Annotated in this window: 16 protein-coding genes; 3 read left to right on the top strand and 13 right to left on the bottom strand. The window is 64.9% G+C overall.

Going from position 1 to position 19139, the window contains the following annotated elements:
• From HB634_RS19325 to polA, 5 genes are all read right to left on the bottom strand, one after another.
• Positions 1–1458 carry a hypothetical protein gene (locus HB634_RS19325; RefSeq protein WP_213949768.1) on the bottom strand — a complete coding sequence of 486 codons (1458 nt, stop codon included), beginning with the start codon at positions 1456–1458 and terminating at the stop codon, positions 1–3.
• Positions 1459–1469: 11 nt separating this feature from the next.
• Complete coding sequence (locus HB634_RS19320; protein ID WP_063570997.1) at positions 1470–3185, bottom strand: molecular chaperone HscC; 1716 nt, start codon at positions 3183–3185, stop codon at positions 1470–1472.
• Between the two features lie 91 nt (positions 3186–3276).
• Positions 3277–5493 carry a DNA helicase II gene (uvrD, locus tag HB634_RS19315; protein ID WP_213949767.1) on the bottom strand — a complete coding sequence of 739 codons (2217 nt, stop codon included), beginning with the start codon at positions 5491–5493 and terminating at the stop codon, positions 3277–3279.
• A gap of 23 nt (positions 5494–5516) precedes the next feature.
• Positions 5517–5735, bottom strand: coding sequence for a hypothetical protein (locus HB634_RS19310; RefSeq protein ID WP_213949766.1), 219 nt, complete (start codon positions 5733–5735; stop codon positions 5517–5519).
• A 362-nt stretch (positions 5736–6097) separates the two neighbouring features.
• On the bottom strand, positions 6098–8842 hold the full coding sequence (gene polA, locus HB634_RS19305) for a DNA polymerase I (RefSeq protein ID WP_213949765.1): 2745 nt from the start codon (positions 8840–8842) through the stop codon (positions 6098–6100).
• A 95-nt stretch (positions 8843–8937) separates the two neighbouring features.
• On the opposite strand from polA, the gene HB634_RS19300 reads away from it, so the two are divergent.
• The gene (locus HB634_RS19300) at positions 8938–9468 is read left to right on the top strand and encodes a DUF2782 domain-containing protein (protein ID WP_063573687.1); all 531 of its coding nucleotides are present in this window, start codon (positions 8938–8940) and stop codon (positions 9466–9468) included.
• 7 nt (positions 9469–9475) lie between these two features.
• Here the strand turns inward: HB634_RS19300 and HB634_RS19295 are convergent, their stop codons facing one another.
• A complete protein-coding gene (locus HB634_RS19295) occupies positions 9476–10174 on the bottom strand; it encodes a glutathione S-transferase (RefSeq protein ID WP_063573688.1) in 699 nt (232 codons plus the stop codon).
• Between the two features lie 44 nt (positions 10175–10218).
• Entirely contained in the window at positions 10219–11097 is an 879-nt protein-coding gene (locus HB634_RS19290) for a LysR family transcriptional regulator (RefSeq protein WP_231874026.1), read from the bottom strand.
• Between the two features lie 101 nt (positions 11098–11198).
• Here HB634_RS19290 and HB634_RS19285 point away from each other — a divergent pair, with 101 nt between their 5' ends.
• A complete protein-coding gene (locus HB634_RS19285) occupies positions 11199–12200 on the top strand; it encodes a bile acid:sodium symporter (RefSeq protein ID WP_213949852.1) in 1002 nt (333 codons plus the stop codon).
• A gap of 78 nt (positions 12201–12278) precedes the next feature.
• Here the strand turns inward: HB634_RS19285 and purH are convergent, their stop codons facing one another.
• The 3 genes from purH to HB634_RS19270 all read right to left on the bottom strand — a co-directional run bounded on the left by purH (position 12279) and on the right by HB634_RS19270 (position 15170).
• Positions 12279–13868, bottom strand: a complete 1590-nt coding sequence (gene purH, locus HB634_RS19280; protein ID WP_213949764.1) for a bifunctional phosphoribosylaminoimidazolecarboxamide formyltransferase/IMP cyclohydrolase — start codon at positions 13866–13868, stop codon at positions 12279–12281.
• 41 nt (positions 13869–13909) lie between these two features.
• Entirely contained in the window at positions 13910–14143 is a 234-nt protein-coding gene (locus HB634_RS19275) for a helix-turn-helix domain-containing protein (RefSeq protein WP_052767339.1), read from the bottom strand.
• Positions 14144–14366: 223 nt separating this feature from the next.
• Positions 14367–15170: a zinc-ribbon and DUF3426 domain-containing protein gene (locus HB634_RS19270; protein ID WP_213949763.1), complete on the bottom strand. Its 804-nt coding sequence runs from the start codon at positions 15168–15170 to the stop codon at positions 14367–14369.
• Between the two features lie 62 nt (positions 15171–15232).
• On the opposite strand from HB634_RS19270, the gene prmA reads away from it, so the two are divergent.
• Positions 15233–16132, top strand: coding sequence for a 50S ribosomal protein L11 methyltransferase (prmA, locus tag HB634_RS19265; protein WP_213949762.1), 900 nt, complete (start codon positions 15233–15235; stop codon positions 16130–16132).
• A 639-nt stretch (positions 16133–16771) separates the two neighbouring features.
• On the opposite strand, the gene accC is transcribed toward prmA, so the two are convergent.
• Genes accC through aroQ form a run of 3 tightly spaced genes read right to left on the bottom strand, consistent with a single transcriptional unit; the run spans position 16772 to position 19087 of the window.
• Entirely contained in the window at positions 16772–18136 is a 1365-nt protein-coding gene (accC, locus tag HB634_RS19260) for an acetyl-CoA carboxylase biotin carboxylase subunit (RefSeq protein WP_213949761.1), read from the bottom strand.
• Between the two features lie 11 nt (positions 18137–18147).
• On the bottom strand, positions 18148–18609 hold the full coding sequence (gene accB / locus HB634_RS19255; RefSeq protein WP_063573857.1) for an acetyl-CoA carboxylase biotin carboxyl carrier protein: 462 nt from the start codon (positions 18607–18609) through the stop codon (positions 18148–18150).
• A 28-nt stretch (positions 18610–18637) separates the two neighbouring features.
• Positions 18638–19087, bottom strand: a complete 450-nt coding sequence (gene aroQ / locus HB634_RS19250) for a type II 3-dehydroquinate dehydratase (protein WP_213949760.1) — start codon at positions 19085–19087, stop codon at positions 18638–18640.
• Between the last annotated feature and the right edge of the window lie 52 nt (positions 19088–19139).

Below are 19139 nucleotides of genomic sequence, written 5' to 3'. Positions count from 1 at the left end.
TCAGTCGCTGGTGGATCGGCCCCAGCCGTGAAAGTCCATGTAAACGGTGTTGCTCGCCACGTACTCGCTCTCGTCGTGGGGCGCGCCGTTTGCGTCGACACTGCCGCTCCCGGTGACGGGCTGCGTATATCGAATCGTGTAACGCCTCTCCGGAAGGAGGTCGTAGTCGACGGAAAGGTCCAGCGCATTGGTCAGCGTCTGTCCCGGATCGAGGCGGAGATAGAAGCTCGCCGGATCCCTTGCGTCGGTAGGGTTCTCCAGGCCCCTGAACCTCGGCCGGATGCCATGCTGGTCGACGATGGTGAACAGGGGGCGGCCGACATGACCATCGCGCGTCATCGGCGGAGTCAGAGCCTTCCTGAGGAACAACGGTGATCGCCCACGATTGGTGAGCGTGATGACGATCCATCCCTTGCCCTGCCTGGCAGGGGCGACGGGCTCGGCGAGAGCGACTTGCAGATCGTTCGAGACCCTCCGGCCCATGGGTGCCGATGCCGCGGGAACCGAAGACGGCTCGGCAAGGGCCGGCCGATGGTCCAACGTGCCCTGATAGAGAGACGGACGAGTCAGGACACCGAGTGCGACGATGACCACGACGACCCAGACGGGGGCCAGTATGCGTAGGCGACGTTTCTTTACGGGCGTTTCGAGCGCCTGCCGCTCGGTTGCGGGTAACGCGTCGTAACACAACGCCCATTCCTGCTGGCGCGGGACCGTCAGGTACAGGCCAAGGTAAGCCGGAAATCGTCGAAAGTCGTCGCGGACTTCGAACCAGCGCCTGACGATCTGCGAGGGTAACGCGCCCTTTGACGCTTCGGCTCGCTCGATCAGGGAAAGCCTGTTCGCGCGAATGAGCGGGGGCAGGCCGGCCCAGGCCATGCGTTGCGATTCCACGGCATCGATCCACATGCCCTTCGGGCCGAGCGCCGCGAGGTGGCCGATCTCCTGCCAATGAAAATGTTGCGCGGCGAAGTCGAACACGTACGCACGCTTGCGGAGCAGGCCTCTTGCGAGACGATCGATCAGAACGTCCTCGAATATTCCCGGCGCATCGATGTATTGCAGGCGAAGTTTTGCGGTACAGGCTTCCAGATCCTGCCGGATGTCCGACGCCTCGCCGTACGCGATGCGCGTGGCGAGCCAATCGATGAGTCGTATGGCCTCTTCCTGCGGATTGATCGCCACGACGGCCGGGAGCGGGCTCGCATCGTCGACCCGCGCCGGCTCCGGCTCTGGCTCCGCGGCAGGAGGAGGCGCTTCAACGTTGACGTCGACGATGTGGTCCTCGTCAGCCACCCAGGCGCGCGCTGCTTCGTAAGCCTCGCGTAATTGGGCAAACCCCGCCGGGTCGGTTGCCGGGTCGATCAGCTTGAGGCGAAGGGCGTAGGCGCGGCGTACCGAACGCTCGTCGGCGTGCGGGGGAAGCTGCAGCAGTGCCAGGAACCAGGGCATCGACATAAGGCTATTCCTTAGTCCGCCAGGTCGGGTGCGAAGTGATCGTTTGCCTCGATGCCTTGCAAGGCATCGCGGAACAACGCGGCGTCGCGTGCGACAAGGCGCGGATCCTGCGTCGCCAGCACCTGCTCGAAGCGCAGGATCATCTGGCCCAGATGGTCGCGCGCCTGGTCTAGCAATTGTTCGTAGAGGCGTTCGGCACGCGCGAGCAGCGTGCGGTTCTCGAGCGTATCGCGTGGATGCACCTTGAGTGCCGCCAGCGCTTCGAGCCGTCGTGCGATCTCGTCGGGCCCCAGGCTTCCTTCATGACCTTCGATGACGAGGTGGCGCGTTTCCGACGTTGCAACGAGGGTGACTTCGACTTCGAGAAGGCCGTTGACGTCGTAAGTGAAGCGTACATCCACGCCCTCCGCATGGCCGGGACCAGGCGTGAGGGGCACGGTCACTTCGCCGAGCAGGATGTTGTCGCGAACCAGTCGCGACTCGCCCTGGTAGACATCGATGCGAAGGGACGGCTGGTTGGGGTCGACAGGCACGTAGCGCTGAACGCGGCTGACCGGCACCACGGTGTTGCGTTGGATGATCGGCGAATAGAGGCCATCGGCCCGTCCACCACCTTCGATATGACGCGAGACGGCGGTGCCAAGGGTGTACGGACACACGTCCGTCATCACCATCTCCTGGAGCGCCTTGTCCTTCATCTTCAGTCCGGCCTGGACCGCGGCACCGAGTGCGACCACTTCGTCCGGGTTGTGTCCCATGGCGGGGAACCGTCCGAACATGCGCGTCGCCAGGGCGCGAATCATGGGCATTCGCGTCGCGCCCCCCGCGAGGACCACGTTATCGAGATCGGCGGCACGGATGCGAGCGTCGCGAAGCGAGCGTTCGATCGGGCGCCAGAGTCGCGTGAGTAGCGGCTGCGAGAGCTTCTCGAATGCTTCGTTATCGAGTTCGACGCGGGCCTCGTGGCCCTTCCAGGTGACGTCGAAGACCACACTTGCCTGGGTACCCAGTTGGCGCTTGGCCGCTTCCGCACGCGCCGTCAGACGTTGCATGAATACGGGGTCCGTACTCGCCGCGTCAGGAATGCCGTTCTGGAAAGCGAGGCCCGCGATCAGGGTGACGAAGTCTTCGCCACCGAGCATGTTGTCACCGGCGCTGGCGCGCACTTCCATCACGCCGTCGAACATTTCCAGGATCGAGACATCGAACGTGCCGCCGCCGAGATCGAAGACGAGGAACTGCGTCTCGCCCTGAGCGTCGTGGAGGCCGTAGGCCAGTGCGGCGGCGGTGGGCTCGTTGAGCAGGCGTTCAACCTTGAGGCCGGCGAGCTCGCCGGCGACACGAGTGGCCTTGCGTTGGGCATCGGAGAAGTAGGCCGGAACGGTAATGATGGCTTCGGTGACCGGGACGCCAAGCGCGGCCTCGGCGTCGGCCTTCAGCGAACGGAGGACGAGGGCGGAAAGCTCCTCTGCCCGATAGTCGCGATCACCAAGACGCACGGTCCGCGCACTGCCCATGTAGCGCTTGAAGAGCGAGGCGGTCTGCTCCGGATGGGTCTGCAGGCGTTCGCGTGCCGCTTCGCCCACCAGCACGCTGCCGTCCTGGTCGATCCCGACACAGGAGGGCGTGAGCATCCCACCCAGCGCATTCGGGATCAGGCGCGGAGCGCCGTCGATCCACGCCGCGACGAGGCTGTTGGTCGTGCCGAGGTCGATCCCCACGATCATGTGTCTGTTGCTCCCTGGTGCGGTTCGCGCTGCCGCTCTCAGGGCACGCCACGACGCTCCCGTGGATGGGAGCGTGGCGCGTTGGAGCCCCTTACAACGCGGTCAGATTCGCGTAAGCGTAAACCAACCACTTGCTTCCGGCATCCTCGAAGTTCACCTGCAGGCGCATATGGGCCCCGGCGCCCTCGGCGCTGACGACCGTGCCTTCGCCGAATTTGGGGTGGCTGACCCGCTGGCCGAGCGCGATGGGTGAGGCCTCCACCAGGGAACTACTGCCGCCACCGCCTGAATAACGGTCGGCGTAGGCCGGTCGCGATACCTGCACGCGGGGGCGCAGTTCGTCGATCAGCTCCGGCGGGATCTCGCCCAGGAAACGCGAGGGCCGGGCCAGCATCTCCGTGCCGTGCATGCGCCGCGACTCCGCGTGCGACACGTACAGGCGTTCGCGCGCACGGGTGATGCCGACGTACGCGAGACGGCGCTCTTCCTCGAGCCGGTTGTCTTCCTCGGTGGAACGCTGGCTCGGGAACAGGCCTTCTTCCATGCCGACGAGGAAGACGATGGGAAACTCGAGGCCCTTGGCCGAATGCAGCGTCATCAGCTGCACGCAGTCGTCCCATGCTTCACCCTGGCCCTCACCGGCCTCCAGTGAAGCATGCGACAGGAAGGCCGAGAGTTCGTTGAGGCCGGCGTCGACGTCTTCCGGGGTCATCTCGAAACGGCTCGCGACGTTGACCAGCTCGTCCAGGTTTTCGACGCGCGCCTCGCCATTGCCACGCTTGTCGTTTTCGTAGAAGTCGCGCAGCCCGGTGTGGAGGATCGCGTGCTCGATCTGCTCGGCGAGACTCAGTGCCGTGGGCGATTCGTCGCCATCGAGCCTGTCGTGGCCGCCGAAGGTGCGCGCGAGGTTGTCGACGAGGCCGATGAAAGCCTTGAGCGCATTCTTCGCGCGGCCTGCGAGGCCGCCGATGGATGCTTCCGTCAGCATGGCCTCCCACATGGAGCTGCTGTCGGTACGTGCGCGCCGGCGCAGCTCGTCGAGCGTGCGGTCGCCGATGCCGCGCGGCGGCGTATTCACGGCACGCTCGAAGGCGGCATCGTCATGACGGCTCGACGCCAGGCGCAGGTAGGCCAGGGCATCCTTGATTTCAGCGCGTTCGAAGAAGCGCAGGCCACCGTAGACGCGGTAGGGCAGGTCGCGCTGGATCAGCTGTTCTTCGAAGTTGCGTGACTGCGCGTTGGAGCGGTAGAGGATGGCGCAGTCGCGTGCGTTCCCGGTTTCAGCGATGTGCTCGCGAATGCGCTCGATGACGAAGCGCGCCTCGTCCTGTTCGTTATAGGCGGCGTAAAGCGCGATGCGCTCGCCTTCGCCGCCATCGGTCCACAGCTGCTTGCCCAGACGGCCGCCGTTGCGCGAGATGACTGCGTTGGCCGCGTTGAGGATCGTCGAGGTGGAGCGGTAGTTCTGCTCCAGGCGGATCGTCTTCGCACCGGCGAAGTCGTTGAGGAACTGCTGCACGTTCTCGACTTTCGCGCCGCGCCAGCCGTAGATGGCCTGGTCGTCGTCACCGACCACGAAGACCTGGCCGGTGCTGCCGGCGAGTACGCGAATCCACGCGTACTGCAGCGTGTTGGTGTCCTGGAACTCGTCGATCAACAGATAGCGCCAGCGATCCTGGTAGTGCTTGAGTACCTGTGGGTCTTTCAGCCATAGCTCGTGCGCACGCAGCAGCAGCTCGGCGAAGTCGACCAGGCCGGCGCGCTGGCATTGTTGTTCGTAGGCCTTGTAGATCTCGACGAAGGTGCGCGTGACCGGATGGTCGCGATGCTCGATCGCGTCCGGGCGCTTGCCTTCGTCCTTCCAGTTATTGATCTGCCAGCTGGCCTGACGCGGCGGAAAGCGTGCTTCGTCAAGGCCAAGTCCGGCGATGATCCGCTTGATCAGGCGTTGCTGGTCGTCCGAATCGAGGATCTGGAAACCTTCGACCAGGCCCGCCTCGCGCCAGTGTCGCCGGAGAAGGCGATGGGCGATGCCGTGGAAGGTGCCGACTGTCAGGCCCTGCGTGCCCCCCGGGATGATTCCGTCGAGGCGCGTACGCATCTCGCCGGCCGCCTTGTTGGTAAAGGTCACGGCGAGGATCGCCCACGGGGGCACCCGCTCGACCTGGGTCAGCCAACCGATACGGTTGATCAGGACACGGGTCTTGCCGGAGCCGGCACCGGCGAGGATCAGATAGTGCCCGGGCGGGGCGCTGACGGCCTCGCGCTGGGCGTCGTTGAGGGAATCGAGGAGATGGGAAACATCCATCCCCCCATTGTACCGGGTGGGGCTCAGTTCTTCCGGGAGAATCCGGCGACGGCAACGATGCTGCCCAGGACGATGCCGGCGATGCCTACCCACTGCGGAATCGACTTGTCGTGCGTGGCCTCGAGCTTGGCCGAGCCGATCGAGGCGACCGTATCGGTCTTCTGGTAGCTGCCGTTGCCCAGGGTGACCCACAGCCCGAGGCCGATAAGGATGACGCCGACGACGATGAGACCTGCGCGCATGGTGATTCCTCCCGTTAAGTGGCGCCGAGGATGCGGGTGTGAATGTGCAGGCGGTGTGGGCAAAAAAAACCCCGAGAGCCAGGGGAGCTCTCGGGGCGGGGTGGAAGACCGGAACCAGGGGAAGAACCGGTCCACCTTGAGGGGGCCTCTTAGGGAGGTGAGGCCCACCGATGGGACGCCGTTGCGTGCGTCCGAATATATAGACGTGCGGAACGAGGCAAAGTTGCATCATCGATGCAAAAAAAAATCAGCCCGCGTTCATGGGCTGATTTTTCAACGACTTGCCACTAAACGAAATGTACGACTAAACGGAAAACTTACGTTTGGACGGCCAAGTGCGGCCGGAAACGCTTAGCGGCAGCTTAGTGTGCCTCGTCCCAGTTCGCCCCGACGCCGATATCCACCTGCAGCGGGACGCTCAGCGAGGCCGCCCCGGTCATATGTCGCTCGATACCTGCGCGCACGTCGTCGACGGCATCGGCGCGGACTTCGAAGACCAGTTCATCGTGCACCTGCATCAGCATGCGCACGTCATCGCGCGGTTCGATCCATGCGGAGACGGCGATCATGGCGCGCTTGATGATGTCGGCCGCCGTGCCCTGCATGGGCGCGTTGATCGCTGCGCGCTCGGCGCCGGCACGGAAGGCCTGGTTACGAGAGTTGAGGTTCTCGAGGTAGAGGCGGCGACCGAACAGCGTCTGGACGTAGCCATCGCGATGCGCCTGTTCGCGCGTGGCATCCATGAAAGCGCGCACGCCCGGATAGCGTGAAAAGTAGCGGCCCATGTAATCGGAGGCTTCGCCGCGGTCCACGCCGAGTTGCTTGGCCAGCCCGAAGGCGCTCATGCCGTACATCAGGCCGAAGTTGATCGCCTTGGCCGCGCGGCGCTGGTTGGTCGTGACCTCGTCGGCAGGCACGCCGAAGACTTCCGCGGCCGTGGCGCGATGCACGTCGCCGCCCTGCTTGAACGCCTGGACGAGGCCTTCGTCGTTGGACAGGTGGGCCATGATGCGCAGTTCGATCTGCGAGTAGTCGGCGGCGACGATGCGCCAACCCTCCGGTGCAATGAAGGCCTGGCGAATACGCCGGCCTTCTTCGGTGCGGACAGGAATGTTCTGCAGGTTCGGATCGGACGAGCTGATGCGTCCCGTGGCGACGGCACCCTGGTGATAGCTGGTATGCACGCGGCCCGTGCGCGGGTTGACGATGCCGGCGAGCTTGTCGGTATACGTCGAGCGCAGCTTGGCGAGGCCGCGATACTCGAGGATCAGCCGCGGTAGCTCATGGGTTTCGGCGATGGCTTCGAGGGCTTCCTCGTTGGTCGAGGGCTGGCCCGTGGGTGTCTTGATCTTCGCCGCAAGCCCAAGCTCGTCGAACAGGACGGCCTGCAACTGCTTGGGTGAGTCCATGTTGAACTCATGGCCGGCGGAGGCATGGGCAAGCTGCTGCAGTTCGACCATGCGCTTGCCGAGCTGCTGGCTCTGCAGGCGCAGCACATTGGCGTCGATGAGTACGCCCGTGCGTTCCATCTTCGCCAATACCGGCACCAGCGGAATCTCGATGTCCGCGTACACCGCGCGCAGCGACGGCTCGGCTTCGAGCTTCGGCCAGAGAGCGTGGTGCAGTCGAAGCGTCACGTCGGCATCTTCGGCGGCGTAACGGCATGCGGTATCGCAGTCGACCTGCGAAAACGAGATCTGCTTGGCGCCCTTGCCGGCGACCTGCTCGTATTTGATGGTGGTGTAACCGAGATAACGCGTGGCGAGCGAATCCATGTCGTGGCGCGTCGCCGTCGCGTTGTAGATGTACGACTCCAGCATGGTGTCGTGCAACAGGCCCTTCACGTCGATGCCGTAATGCGACAGGATGTTGATGTCGTACTTGCCGTGCTGCCCGACCTTCGGACGTGACGCGTCTTCGAAGATCGGCTTCAATGCGCCGAGCACGTGATCGCGCGATAGCTGGGCCGGGGCACCCGGATAATCGTGCCCCAGGGGAATGTAAGCCGCCTTGCCCGTTTCGACGGACAGCGATACACCGACGATATCGGCGAGCATCGCGTCGATGCTGGTGGTTTCGGTATCGAAGGCGATCAGCGGCGCGGTTTCGAGCTTTTCCAGCCACGCGGCGAAGCGGTCTTCGGTGAAGATCAGCTCGTACTCGCCTTCAGCGGAGAGCGAGGCGTCGAGGGGTGTGTCCGCGGCGGCAGGCCTGGCGCTGGCGGCCGCCGCCCCGGCGGTCGGTGCCGGCACGGTCGTCGCGGCGGCACTGTCCAGATCCTTCAGCGCGGCCTTGAAGTCATAGCGCGCGTAGAGCTCGCGCAACGCGTCGGTGTCGCGATCCCGCATGGCCAGCTGCGTGGGCCGGAACTCGAGCGGCACATCGGTACGGATGGTGACCAGTTCGCGTGATAGCGGCAGGCGTGGGATGGCAGCGCGCAGGTTCTCGCCGATCTTGCCACCGACCTTGTCGGCGTTGGCGAAGAGGTTCTCGAGGTTGTGGTATTCGCCGAGCCACTTGGCGGCCGTTTTCGGGCCGCATTTATCCACGCCGGGCACGTTGTCGATGCTGTCGCCCATCAGGGTGAGGTAGTCGACGATCTGGTCGGGACGCACGCCGAACTTGGCGAACACGCCTTCCGCGTCCATCGTGGTGTTGGTCATCGTGTTGACCAGCAAGGTATGCGGGCCAACCATCTGTGCGAAGTCTTTGTCGCCGGTCGAGATGATCGTGTGGATGCCTTCCTCGGCCGCCTGGCGGGCGAGCGTGCCGATCACGTCATCGGCTTCCACCCCGGGGATGCAGAGGATGGGGAAACCCAGTGCGCCGACGATCTTCATCATCGGGTCGACTTGGGCGCGGAGGTCGTCCGGCATCGACGGGCGGTTGGCCTTGTACTCGGGGTAGAGGTCGTCGCGGAACGTGCGGCCCGGTGCGTCGCAGACGAAGGCGACGTAATCCGAGCCGGCCTTCATCGTCGTGCGCAACATATTGACGATGCCGAACAGCGCGCCGGTAGGCTCGCCGAAGGCGTTGGTCAGGGGAGGCAGCGCGTGGAACGCGCGATACAGGTACGACGACCCGTCAATGAGCGTGAGCGTAGGCATACCCCCGATTCTCTCATGGCCGAACAGCGGCCGTCCGTTCACGGGGAAAGCGGTGTCCGGCTTGCTATCCTCGTCACCCCGCACGGAGATTTCCCATGAACCGCACGCACGCCCTCGTTGCCGCGCTCGCCCTGGCCCTGGCGCTCCCCGTGGCCGCCCAGACCGCCACGGACCCGAAGCTGACGCCATTGCCACCGCCGCCGGGGCTCAACGATCCGGGCGTCAAGGCCGGCGAGCCGGATCGCTCCGGGCTGAAGCCCATCGAGCGGCCGGTGACCTACGACGAAGCTCAGGACGGCCGCACCACGCCGGCCACATCGGATGCCCAGGGCTCGCCCCGTTCTCCGGTCGCGCTGCCCTCGATGCAGGACAACGGTGGTACGGACGCGCGTGGCCAGGAACCTCCCCAGGTGACGATCCGCCAGCAGGGCGATGACCAGGTCCAGGAATACCGTTCCGGCGGCAAGTTGACCATGATCGTGGTGACGCCGAAGCATGGCGTGCCGCAGACCTATATGGCCGACCCCGACGGGAAGTTGCACGACCCCAAGAACGGGCCGGTCGATCCGGTTTATTACAAGGTCTATGAGTGGGGCGCGGCGCCCAAGCCCGTCGACACGAACTGAAGCCGGCTCAGCCGTCCAGTTCAGGGTAGTGGCGGAAAATGCCGGTCGTGTTGAACGGAATGCGCCGTTCCGAGGCCAGGTAGGTTGCGATGTTCGGTCGCTCCGCCACACGTTTCTGCAGATCGCGAAGCAGGGGAACCTTCTGCTTCGCCATGGCCTTGGGGAACGCATAGTCCAGGCCCGCCATGATCTGGAAGAAAGAAAGGTCGACATAGGAATGCTGGCGTAGCGGGAACCTGCCGCCACCACGCTCCACCGCTTTCTCGAAGTAGCCGAGGAACTTGGGAATGCGATGCTCGCGGAAGTCCTTCGAGCGCTTCCTGGCTTCCGCCTGCTGGTCTTCGTAGTAGAGCTCGGAGGCGACCGGATGGTGCGTATCGTGCACCTCGGCCACCAGGTCGGTGATGGTCAGTTCGAGCTGGTGCGCATACAGGCGCTTCGACTCGCTCTCGGGCACCAGGCCGTGGCGTGGCCCCAGGTACTGCAGGATATTCGCGACCTGCGCGATGACGAGCCGGCCGGAGGTGAGGAAGGGCGGCGCGAAGGGGATGGCGCCCTCGTGCTCGCCGTCGAGAAAGGGTGTCATCACATCGTCGCCCTCAATGCGGGCAACATCCGTGTATTCGGCCCCCACGTCCTCCAGACACAGCCGCACGAACTCTCCGCGGCCCTGCAAACCTGTCCAGTAGTACAGCTGATAGCTCATCGCGTGCCTCCTGTCGGAAGGCGGCGATCATGCGTGGATATCGCTCACGCCAGCGTGAGCGCCACGTCGTGAAAGACGTTCCATACGGTCTGGGCAGGCGGAGAGAGCGATCGCGCGCGCCGTCGAAGGAGGGTGACCTCGCGGAAAACGTTGGGGGTCACGTCGAGGGCGACGAGGCCGGGCCGCAAGGCATCGAGCGAGAGCGCAGGCGTGACCGTGATGCCCAGCCTCGCCTCCACCATGCGGAAGGCGGTATGGGGATGACCCACCTCCAGCGCCACGTGCATCGGAAGGCCTCGCGTGGCGAATGCTGCGTCGATCAGCCGACGGGACCCCGAGGCATGGTCCAGGAGAATGAGCGGCTCATGCTCGAGGGCTTTCCAGGTGACGTGACGTTTCGCGGCGAAAGGGTGGTCGGCACGGCAGACCACACGAAAGGGATCGCGCAGGAGGGTTTCGGCATCGAATTCTTCCGGTGTCGCCGGTTCCACGGTGAGCCCGAAGTCCACTTCGCCACCGCGGACGGCATCCAGCACCTGCGCCTGGCTCTGGTCGCGCAGGATGATCTCGATCGCCGGGTGGTCGGTCGCGCATCGCGCGATGCACGGGGGGACCAGCCCGGCCGACAGCGTCGGGACGGCGGCCAGGCGCACGCGGCCGCGCAAAGGGTCGGACTGAGTCCGCACATGGGTCAGGACGCCGTCGAGCTCGTCGAGGACGCGCGCGGCGGCCTGCTCGAGATACCGTCCGGCTTCGGTTGGCACGACTTCGCGTGTGCTCCGGTCGAAAAGGCGCACGTCGAGTGCGGCTTCAAGGTCGGCAATCAGGCGGCTCACTGCGGGCTGCGTCAGGTGCAGAGCCTCCGCCGCGCGACGGAAATGCCGGTGGCTGGCCACGGCGAGGAAGGCGCGAAGCTGGCGCATCGAGACATTCATGCGATTAATGTATCACCGGATCAGATAAAACGATTTGTCTTATGAGTCTCGGGCGCGTGCAATAGCACCCTCCCGTCTGCCCGCCGGTTATTCCCATGCGCCGCTTCCTGCCCGATGGCTTCACCCTGTCGCTGATCGCCACCGTGCTGCTGGCGAGCTTCCTCCCGTGTCGCGGCGTGGCTGCCCAGGTCTTCGGCGGGCTGACCGACGTCGCCATCGCCCTGCTGTTCTTCCTGCACGGGGCCAAGCTGTCGCGCGAGGCCGTCGTGGCAGGCATGACCCACTGGCGGCTGCATCTCACCGTGCTGGCGAGCACCTTTGTCCTGTTTCCCGTGCTGGGGTTGCTGCTGAAGCCCGTGCTATCGCCGTTGGTGTCGCCGGACCTGTACCTGGGCATCCTGTTTCTCTGCACGCTGCCCTCGACGGTGCAGTCGTCGATCGCCTTTACCTCGATCGCCCGGGGCAACGTGCCTGCCGCGATCGTGTCGGCGTCCGCGTCGAGCATGCTCGGCATCTTCATCACGCCGTTGCTGGTCGGGGTGATGATTGCCGGCACGGGGCAGGGCGGGCTGTCATGGCACGCGGTGGGCGCGATCGTGCTGCAGTTGTTCGTGCCCTTCGTGGCCGGACAGATCGCGCAGCGCTGGATCGGTGGCTGGGTACGCAAGCACGCCGTACTGCTCACCTTCGTCGATCGCGGTTCGATTCTTCTGGTGGTCTACACGGCCTTCAGCGCGGCGGTACTGCAGGGCCTGTGGAAGCAGTTGCCGCTGCCGGTGCTGGCCGGGCTGGTGGTCGTCAACGTGGTCTTGCTGGCCTGCGCGTTGCTGGCCACGCGCTACGGTGCCCGTGCACTGGGCTTTGCACGAGAGGACGAAATCACCATCGTGTTCTGCGGCTCGAAGAAGAGCCTGGCGTCGGGCGTGCCGATGGCCAAGGTGTTATTCGCCGGGCATCCGCTGGGGCTGATCGTGTTGCCGATCATGTTGTTCCATCAGATCCAGCTGATGACCTGCGCGGTGCTGGCGCGCAGGTATGCGGTGCGGCGTGAGGCAGCGTTGAACCTGGTCGCGAGTACCCTTCGCCGCTGAAGCGGCTCCCACAATGCGCTGCCTGCCTACGAAGCGGCGGTTGTGGGAGCCGATTCATCGGCGATTCCGCAAGGGCTCTTAATGGCGGAAGTGCCGAACGCCGGTAAACACCATCGCCATATCGTGCTCATCCGCTGCCGCGATCACTTCGTTGTCGCGCATCGATCCGCCCGGCTGGATCACTGCGCGGATGCCTGCCGCAGCGGCCGCATCGATACCGTCGCGGAACGGGAAGAACGCATCGGAGGCCATGGCGCTGCCAGGCACCACGAGGCCGGCTTCCTCGGCTTTCAGGCCGGCGATCTTCGCACTGACCACGCGACTCATCTGCCCGGCACCGATGCCGACAGTGCGGTTGTCACGGGCGTAGACAATGGCGTTGGACTTGACCATCTTGGCCACGCGCCACGCGAACAGGAGGTCGTCCAGTTCGGCCGGTGTCGGCTGGCGTTTGCTGACGACCTTGAGCTCGTCGCGCTGCACCTGGCGATCGTCGGCTGTCTGCACGAGCAGGCCGGAACCGACACGCTTGATGTCGTGCGTGTTACGGCCGTCGCCCAGCGGGATCTCGAGCACGCGAACGTTGGCTTTCCTGGTGGCTTCCTCCACGGCACCGGCATCGACCACCGGTGCAATCAGCACCTCGACGAACTGGCGCTTGAGGATCACCTTTGCCGTTTCCGCGTCCAGCGGGCGATTGAACGCGATGATGCCGCCGAACGCCGACGTGGGGTCCGTGGCGTAGGCGAGTTCGTAGGCGGCGAGCGGGTCGGCAGCCACGGCGACACCGCATGGGTTCGCGTGCTTGACGATGACGCAGGCGGGCGCGTCGAACTGGCGTACGCATTCCCAGGCCGCATCGGCGTCGGCGATGTTGTTGAACGAGAGTTCCTTACCCTGCAGCTGGCGGAACGTCGCCAATGTGCCTGGTGCCGGATACAGGTCGCGATAGAAGGCACCCGCCTGATGCGGATTCTCGCCGTAGCGGAGATCCATCATCTTCACGAAGCGCCCGTTCGACTGTTCGGGGAATGGCGCATGGCCCGCGATGGCGGTGTGGCTTTCATCGAGCGTGACGCCGGAGAGGTAATCGCTGATCGCCGCGTCATAGTTGGACACGCGATTGAAGGCCGCCACCGAGAGCTTGAAGCGCGTGGCGCGCGAAAGACCGCCCTTGCCTTCGATCTCGGCCAGCGCGCCTTCGTACTGCGCGGGGTCGGTGAGGACGCCGACATCGTTCCAGTTCTTCGCTGCCGCACGCAGCATCGCAGGGCCGCCGATATCGATGTTCTCGATCGCGTCCTCCAGGGTGCATGCCGGGTCGGCCACGGTGCGTTCGAACGGATAGAGATTCAGCACGAGGAGGTCGATGGGGAGGATCCCGTGTTCGGCCATCACTGCGTCGTCGGTGCCTCGGCGGCCGAGCAGGCCGCCATGCACGCGCGGGTGCAGCGTCTTCACGCGGCCATCCATGATCTCGGGGAAGCCGGTGAGGTCACCGACATCGCGCACGGGGACGCCGGCGTCGCGCAGTGCTTTCGCGGAGCCGCCCGTGGACAGGATTTCGACATCGGCCGCGACGAGGCGTCGGGCGAGTTCAGTCAGGCCCTGCTTGTCGGAAACGCTGACGAGCGCGCGGCGGACGGTAACGAGATCGGGCGTGGGCATGGGCACTTCCGGGGAGGAAAGCGCTCCATTATAGCGGCCCTTTAGGAAATGCCGTGGGCGGCCAGCTTCTTGCGCAGGGTGGCACGATTGATGCCAAGCGCAACGGCAGCGCGGCTCTGGTTGCCTTCGTGGAAGGCGAGCACTTCACGTAGCAGGGGACCTTCCACTTCACGGATGACCAGCGCGTGCAGACCTTCGCCGCCTTCCGTATCGCCGATGTCCGCCAGATAACGACGGACGGTACGGCTGACGCATTCGCTGAGGGCACTCTGCATGGAGGTCTCGTTGGCGGCCTCGCCGGCAGTCAGTCTCACAGCGTTCAAGGCATTCCCCTCTCGCAGGCCGGGGTACGAATCCCCGGTCGGTTCTTTTCAGTATGGTCGCTTGGATTGCGACACGGCCACACCTTGAAGGGGTGTCGATCGTCGCGAAGGGAATCGAGTGTACTCGTCCCGGGAGGGGATGTGCAGGCTTGTAAAAAGAAATTTTTTCGAACGATCAGTCGAAGCTGAATGCGAAGGCGACCGCCCGCTGGCCCGGGTCTTGCACTTCGAACACCATCGCCGTGGTCGCGCCACCATCCAGTCCGTGCGCACGCGCCCCGGCATCGCCGACGTACTCCGCCGGTTCAAACCGGCGCATGGCCAGGCGCTGGCCATTGGCATCGGAAAGCACGATGGTGACGACGGGATAGGGCTGTGCGAACGACGCATCGTTTCGCACGCTTGCGGTAATGAGCAGGCCGTCACGCACGGCCGGATGCTGCTCGACATCGCGGGCGAGCAGGCGCAGGCGCGTGGGCGCCGCGACCAGGGGCAGGCGACACCCGACGACCGAGCAACCGGTTTGCAAGGCAGGGCCGATGGTCGGATCGGCGATGAGCGAGTCCCGCTTGGCCCAGGCGAGCTGGGCACCGAGGCCGAGCATCAGCGCCAGGCAGACCGTTACCCATATGGCGCCTTGCCAGGATCGCCGACGGCTCTTGGCGAACTTGGGCGTGAACGTCAGCTGCGAGAAATCTTCCGCGGCAGCTCCACTATCAGCCGGGTCGCTGCCTGTCTCGTCGGGCGCTTGGGGCATCGGCCGTGGGCGGAACACGGCCACCTCGGCGAGGGGTGGCTCCTGGTCCAGAGCCCGTTCCGGCAACCGCGTGAAGGGCTCCGGCGGCAATTGGTCGGCGAGCGTGCCGAGGGCGTTGAAGACGGCCTCGCAGTGCCCGCAGCGCACGCAGCCGCACGCGGGCACCAGAAGCTCGGCTTCCAGTTTGTAAACCGTGAGGCACTCGGGACACTGCGTATACATCGTTAGATCATAACGTGGGCGACCGGTAGAATCGTCGATCCGTCCACCGAATGGCCGTCCCGATGCCCTGGCTCGAACTCTCCCTGACGATCCGCGCCGCCGAGCAGCCCCGGGTCGAAACCGCCCTTGAAGACCTCGGCGCGCTGTCCATCACCCTGCAGGATGCCGATGCCGAAACGCCGGACGAAGAAGCCATCTTCGAGCCGGGCGTGGGCGAGCTTCCGTTGTGGAACCAGATCGTGTTGAACGCCTTGTTCGATGCCGACGCCGACAAGCGTGGCCTCACGGAGGCGATTGCGGATGACCTTCCCTTCATCGAGCCCGCCCAGATCACCTGGCGCGTCGTCGACGACCAGGACTGGACGCGCGCCTGGATGGATCAGTTCAAGCCGATGCCGTTCGGGCGGCGCCTGTGGGTCTATCCGTGGAACATCGAACCGCCGGTGGAGGGTGACATCGTCGTCGTGCGTCTCGACCCCGGCCTGGCGTTCGGTACCGGAACGCATCCGACCACGGCGATGTGCCTGGAGTGGCTGGACGGGCAGCAGATGGCCGACAAGCTGGTCCTCGACTACGGCTGTGGCTCGGGCATCCTCGCCATCGCCGCGTTGAAGCTGGGTGCCGCCCGCGCGGTCGGCATCGACAACGATCCGCAGGCGTTGATTTCCTCGCACGACAATGCGGAACGCAATGGCGTCCATGCGGATCTGGCCGTCTATCTGCCGGGTGAGGCCCCGTCCGAGCTTGCCGACGTTCTCGTCGCCAATATTCTCGCTGGTCCGCTGGGTGAGCTCGCACCGACGTTCGCTGCCGCGATCAAGCCCGGTGCGCCGTTCGCGCTGTCGGGCATTCTCCACGGCCAGCACGAAGAGCTCCTCGTGCGCTACGCGGAATGGTTCGAGGATCTCGAGGTGCGCACACTCGAGGATTGGGTGCGCATCAGTGGGCGTCGTCGCAGCTGAGGCGGATAGCTCGCTTTGCGAGCTCATGTTTTTAGCGGCGTTCGCCGCCTCACGCTTGCGGGTGCGTTGGGAGCCGCGAGGGGCAAGGCCCTTGGGGCCGCGGCGCGGCTCTTCGAGACGGGCCGTAGCGCCTCTGTCGCATTCCATGTGAACTGAGCGGCCCTCAGCTTAGGCGTCCCCAAGGGCCTTGCCCCTCGCGGCACCAAACGTCGAGGTTGCGTGTCGTCGAGCACACCGCCAGCGAGTCGCAGCGCCGCTCTTGTAGGAGCCGATTCATCGGCGAACCCTCAACGATGATCGTCGCGAACGAGGCATTGCATCGCATTGTGTCGGCGGTTCAACCGCTCGCCCGATCACCACAAGGCCTCATTCGCAAACGCGATAGCCTGAGGGTTCGCCGCTGAAGCGGCTCCTACAGAAAGCAGCGTGGTCGTTCACCAAACCTTGAGCACGAAGCGGCGTTGCGCATTTGGTGCACGTAACCCGACCGCGACTCTCCCGAAGCGCGAGCCGCTGGATCGCAAGCTGCGGCATCGTTGCTCCGTTGGCTTTTCGCCGATGAATCGGCTCCCACAGGTACAAAAAAAGCCGGACCCATGCAGTGAGGTCACTGCACGACTCCGGCCTCTTATCGAAACGTCACACCGAAGGCGGCGTTTCTTTCTGCTCGGCCATGCGCTTCTCCAGATAGTGGATGTTCTGTCCACCCTGCTGGAAACCGACATCCGCCATGATGCGCTGCTGCAGCGGGATGTTGCACTTGACGCCTTCGATGACCGTCTCGGTCAGCGCCATGCGCATGCGCGCGATGGCGGTGGCGCGATCGGGGCCGTGCACGATGATCTTGCCGATCATCGAATCGTAGTTCGGCGGAATGCGATAACCGTCGTACAGGTGGGTGTCGACACGCACGCCCGGGCCACCCGGGGCCTCGAAACGCTTCACCGTGCCGGGGCTCGGCATGAAGGTGTCGGGGTCTTCGGCATTGACGCGGCACTCGATTGCATGACCGGTGAACACGATGTCTTCCTGGCGAATCGACAGCTTCTCGCCACCGGCGATCAGCAACTGCTCGCGAACGAGATCGATGCCGGTCACCAGTTCAGTCACCGGATGCTCCACCTGGATACGGGTGTTCATCTCGATGAAGTAGAAGCGGCCGCCTTCGAACAGGAATTCAAAGGTTCCGGCGCCGCGATAGCCGATGCGCAGGCAGGCGTCGACGCAGACCTTGCCGATTTCGGCACGCATTTCCGGCGTGATGCCAGGTGCGGGCGCTTCCTCGACGACCTTCTGGTGACGACGCTGCATGGAGCAGTCGCGCTCACCCAGGTGAATGGCGTTGCCCTGGCCGTCGGCGAGCACCTGGATCTCCACGTGGCGGGGATTTTCCAGGAACTTCTCCATGTAGACCTGATCGTTGCTGAAAGCCGCTTTGGCTTCCTGCTTGGTCATGACGATGGAATTGGCGAGGTGGGCTTCGGTGCGCACGACGCGCATGCCGCGACCGCCGCCACCGCCGGACGCCTTGATGATGACCGGGTAGCCGATCTCGCGGGCGATACGGATGTTCTCTTCCGTGTCGTCACCCAACGGACCACCCGAGCCCGGGACGCAAGGCACGCCGGCGGCCTTCATCGCGCGGATCGCCTCGACCTTGTCGCCCATCAGGCGGATCACGTCGGCGGTGGGGCCGATGAAGACAAAGCCGGACTGCTCGACCTGTTCCGCGAAGTTCGCGTTCTCGGAAAGGAAGCCGTAACCCGGGTGGATGGCCTGGGCATCGGTGATTTCGGCGGCGGCGATGATGCGCGGAATGTTGAGGTAGCTTTCGGCCGAGGGACCCGGGCCGATGCATACCGATTCGTCGGCAAGGCCGACGTGCTTGAGGTTGCGGTCCACGGTGGAATGCACCGCGACCGTCTTGATGCCGAGCGCGTGGCACGCGCGCAACACCCGCAGCGCAATTTCGCCGCGGTTGGCGATGACGACCTTCTCGAGCATAACGACAGACCTCAGGCGATGACGAACATGGGTTCGTCGAATTCGACCGGCTGGCCGTTCTCGACCAGAACAGCGACGACGGTACCCGAGACGTCTGCCTCGATCTGGTTGAACATCTTCATCGCTTCGATGATGCCCAGCGTTTCACCGGCCTTGACCTGCTTGCCGACCGTGGCGAACGCCGGAGCGCCCGGCGTGGACGACGCATAGAAGGTGCCGACCATCGGTGCCTTGGTCACGTGACCGGCCGGAAGACCGCTTTCGACGACAGCAGGTGCGGTCGGCGCGGCGGCCACAGGGGCGGCAGCAACCGGAGCGGCCTGCATCGGGGCGGCATACATCTGCTGCGCGGGGACGGTGCCCTTGGGCACGCGCGACAGGCGGACTACTTCTTCGCCTTCCTTGATTTCCAGCTCGGCGAGGTTGGATTCCTCGAGCAGGTCGATGAGTTTCTTGATCTTTCGCAGGTCCATGGGACAAACCTTCTTGTGGAATGGGGATTTAAGCCGCGGGCACCGCGAGGCGGAGCAACGCCGCTTCGAGCGCCAGGCGATAGCTGTCGCCGCCGAAGCCGCAGATCACGCCGGCGGCCACGTCGGACATATACGAGTGGTGGCGGAACGCCTCGCGCGCATGCGGATTGGACAGGTGGATCTCGATGAACGGGATCGACACGCCGGCGAGGGCATCGCGAATGGCAATGGAGGTATGCGTGAACGCGGCCGGGTTGATCAGGATCCAGGCGACACCTTCGTCGCGTGCCTGATGGATCCGGGCGATCAACTCGTGTTCGGCGTTTGACTGGAACCAGCTCAGCTCGTGACCGGCCGCCTGGGCGCGGGCCTGCAGCGAGACGTTGATGTCAGCGAGGGTCTCATGACCGTAGACCGACGGTTCGCGGACGCCGAGCAGATTGAGGTTGGGTCCGTGCAGGACGAGGATCCTGGCCACTGTTCACCTGTGCCGTGGGTCCGGGGTTCCGGAACGCCGCGCAGTGTGCGCC

It is taken from the genome of Luteibacter sp. dw_328, from assembly GCF_018449605.1.
Classification (GTDB): domain Bacteria; phylum Pseudomonadota; class Gammaproteobacteria; order Xanthomonadales; family Rhodanobacteraceae; genus Luteibacter.
This window is presented reverse-complemented; position numbering and strand designations above follow the sequence as displayed.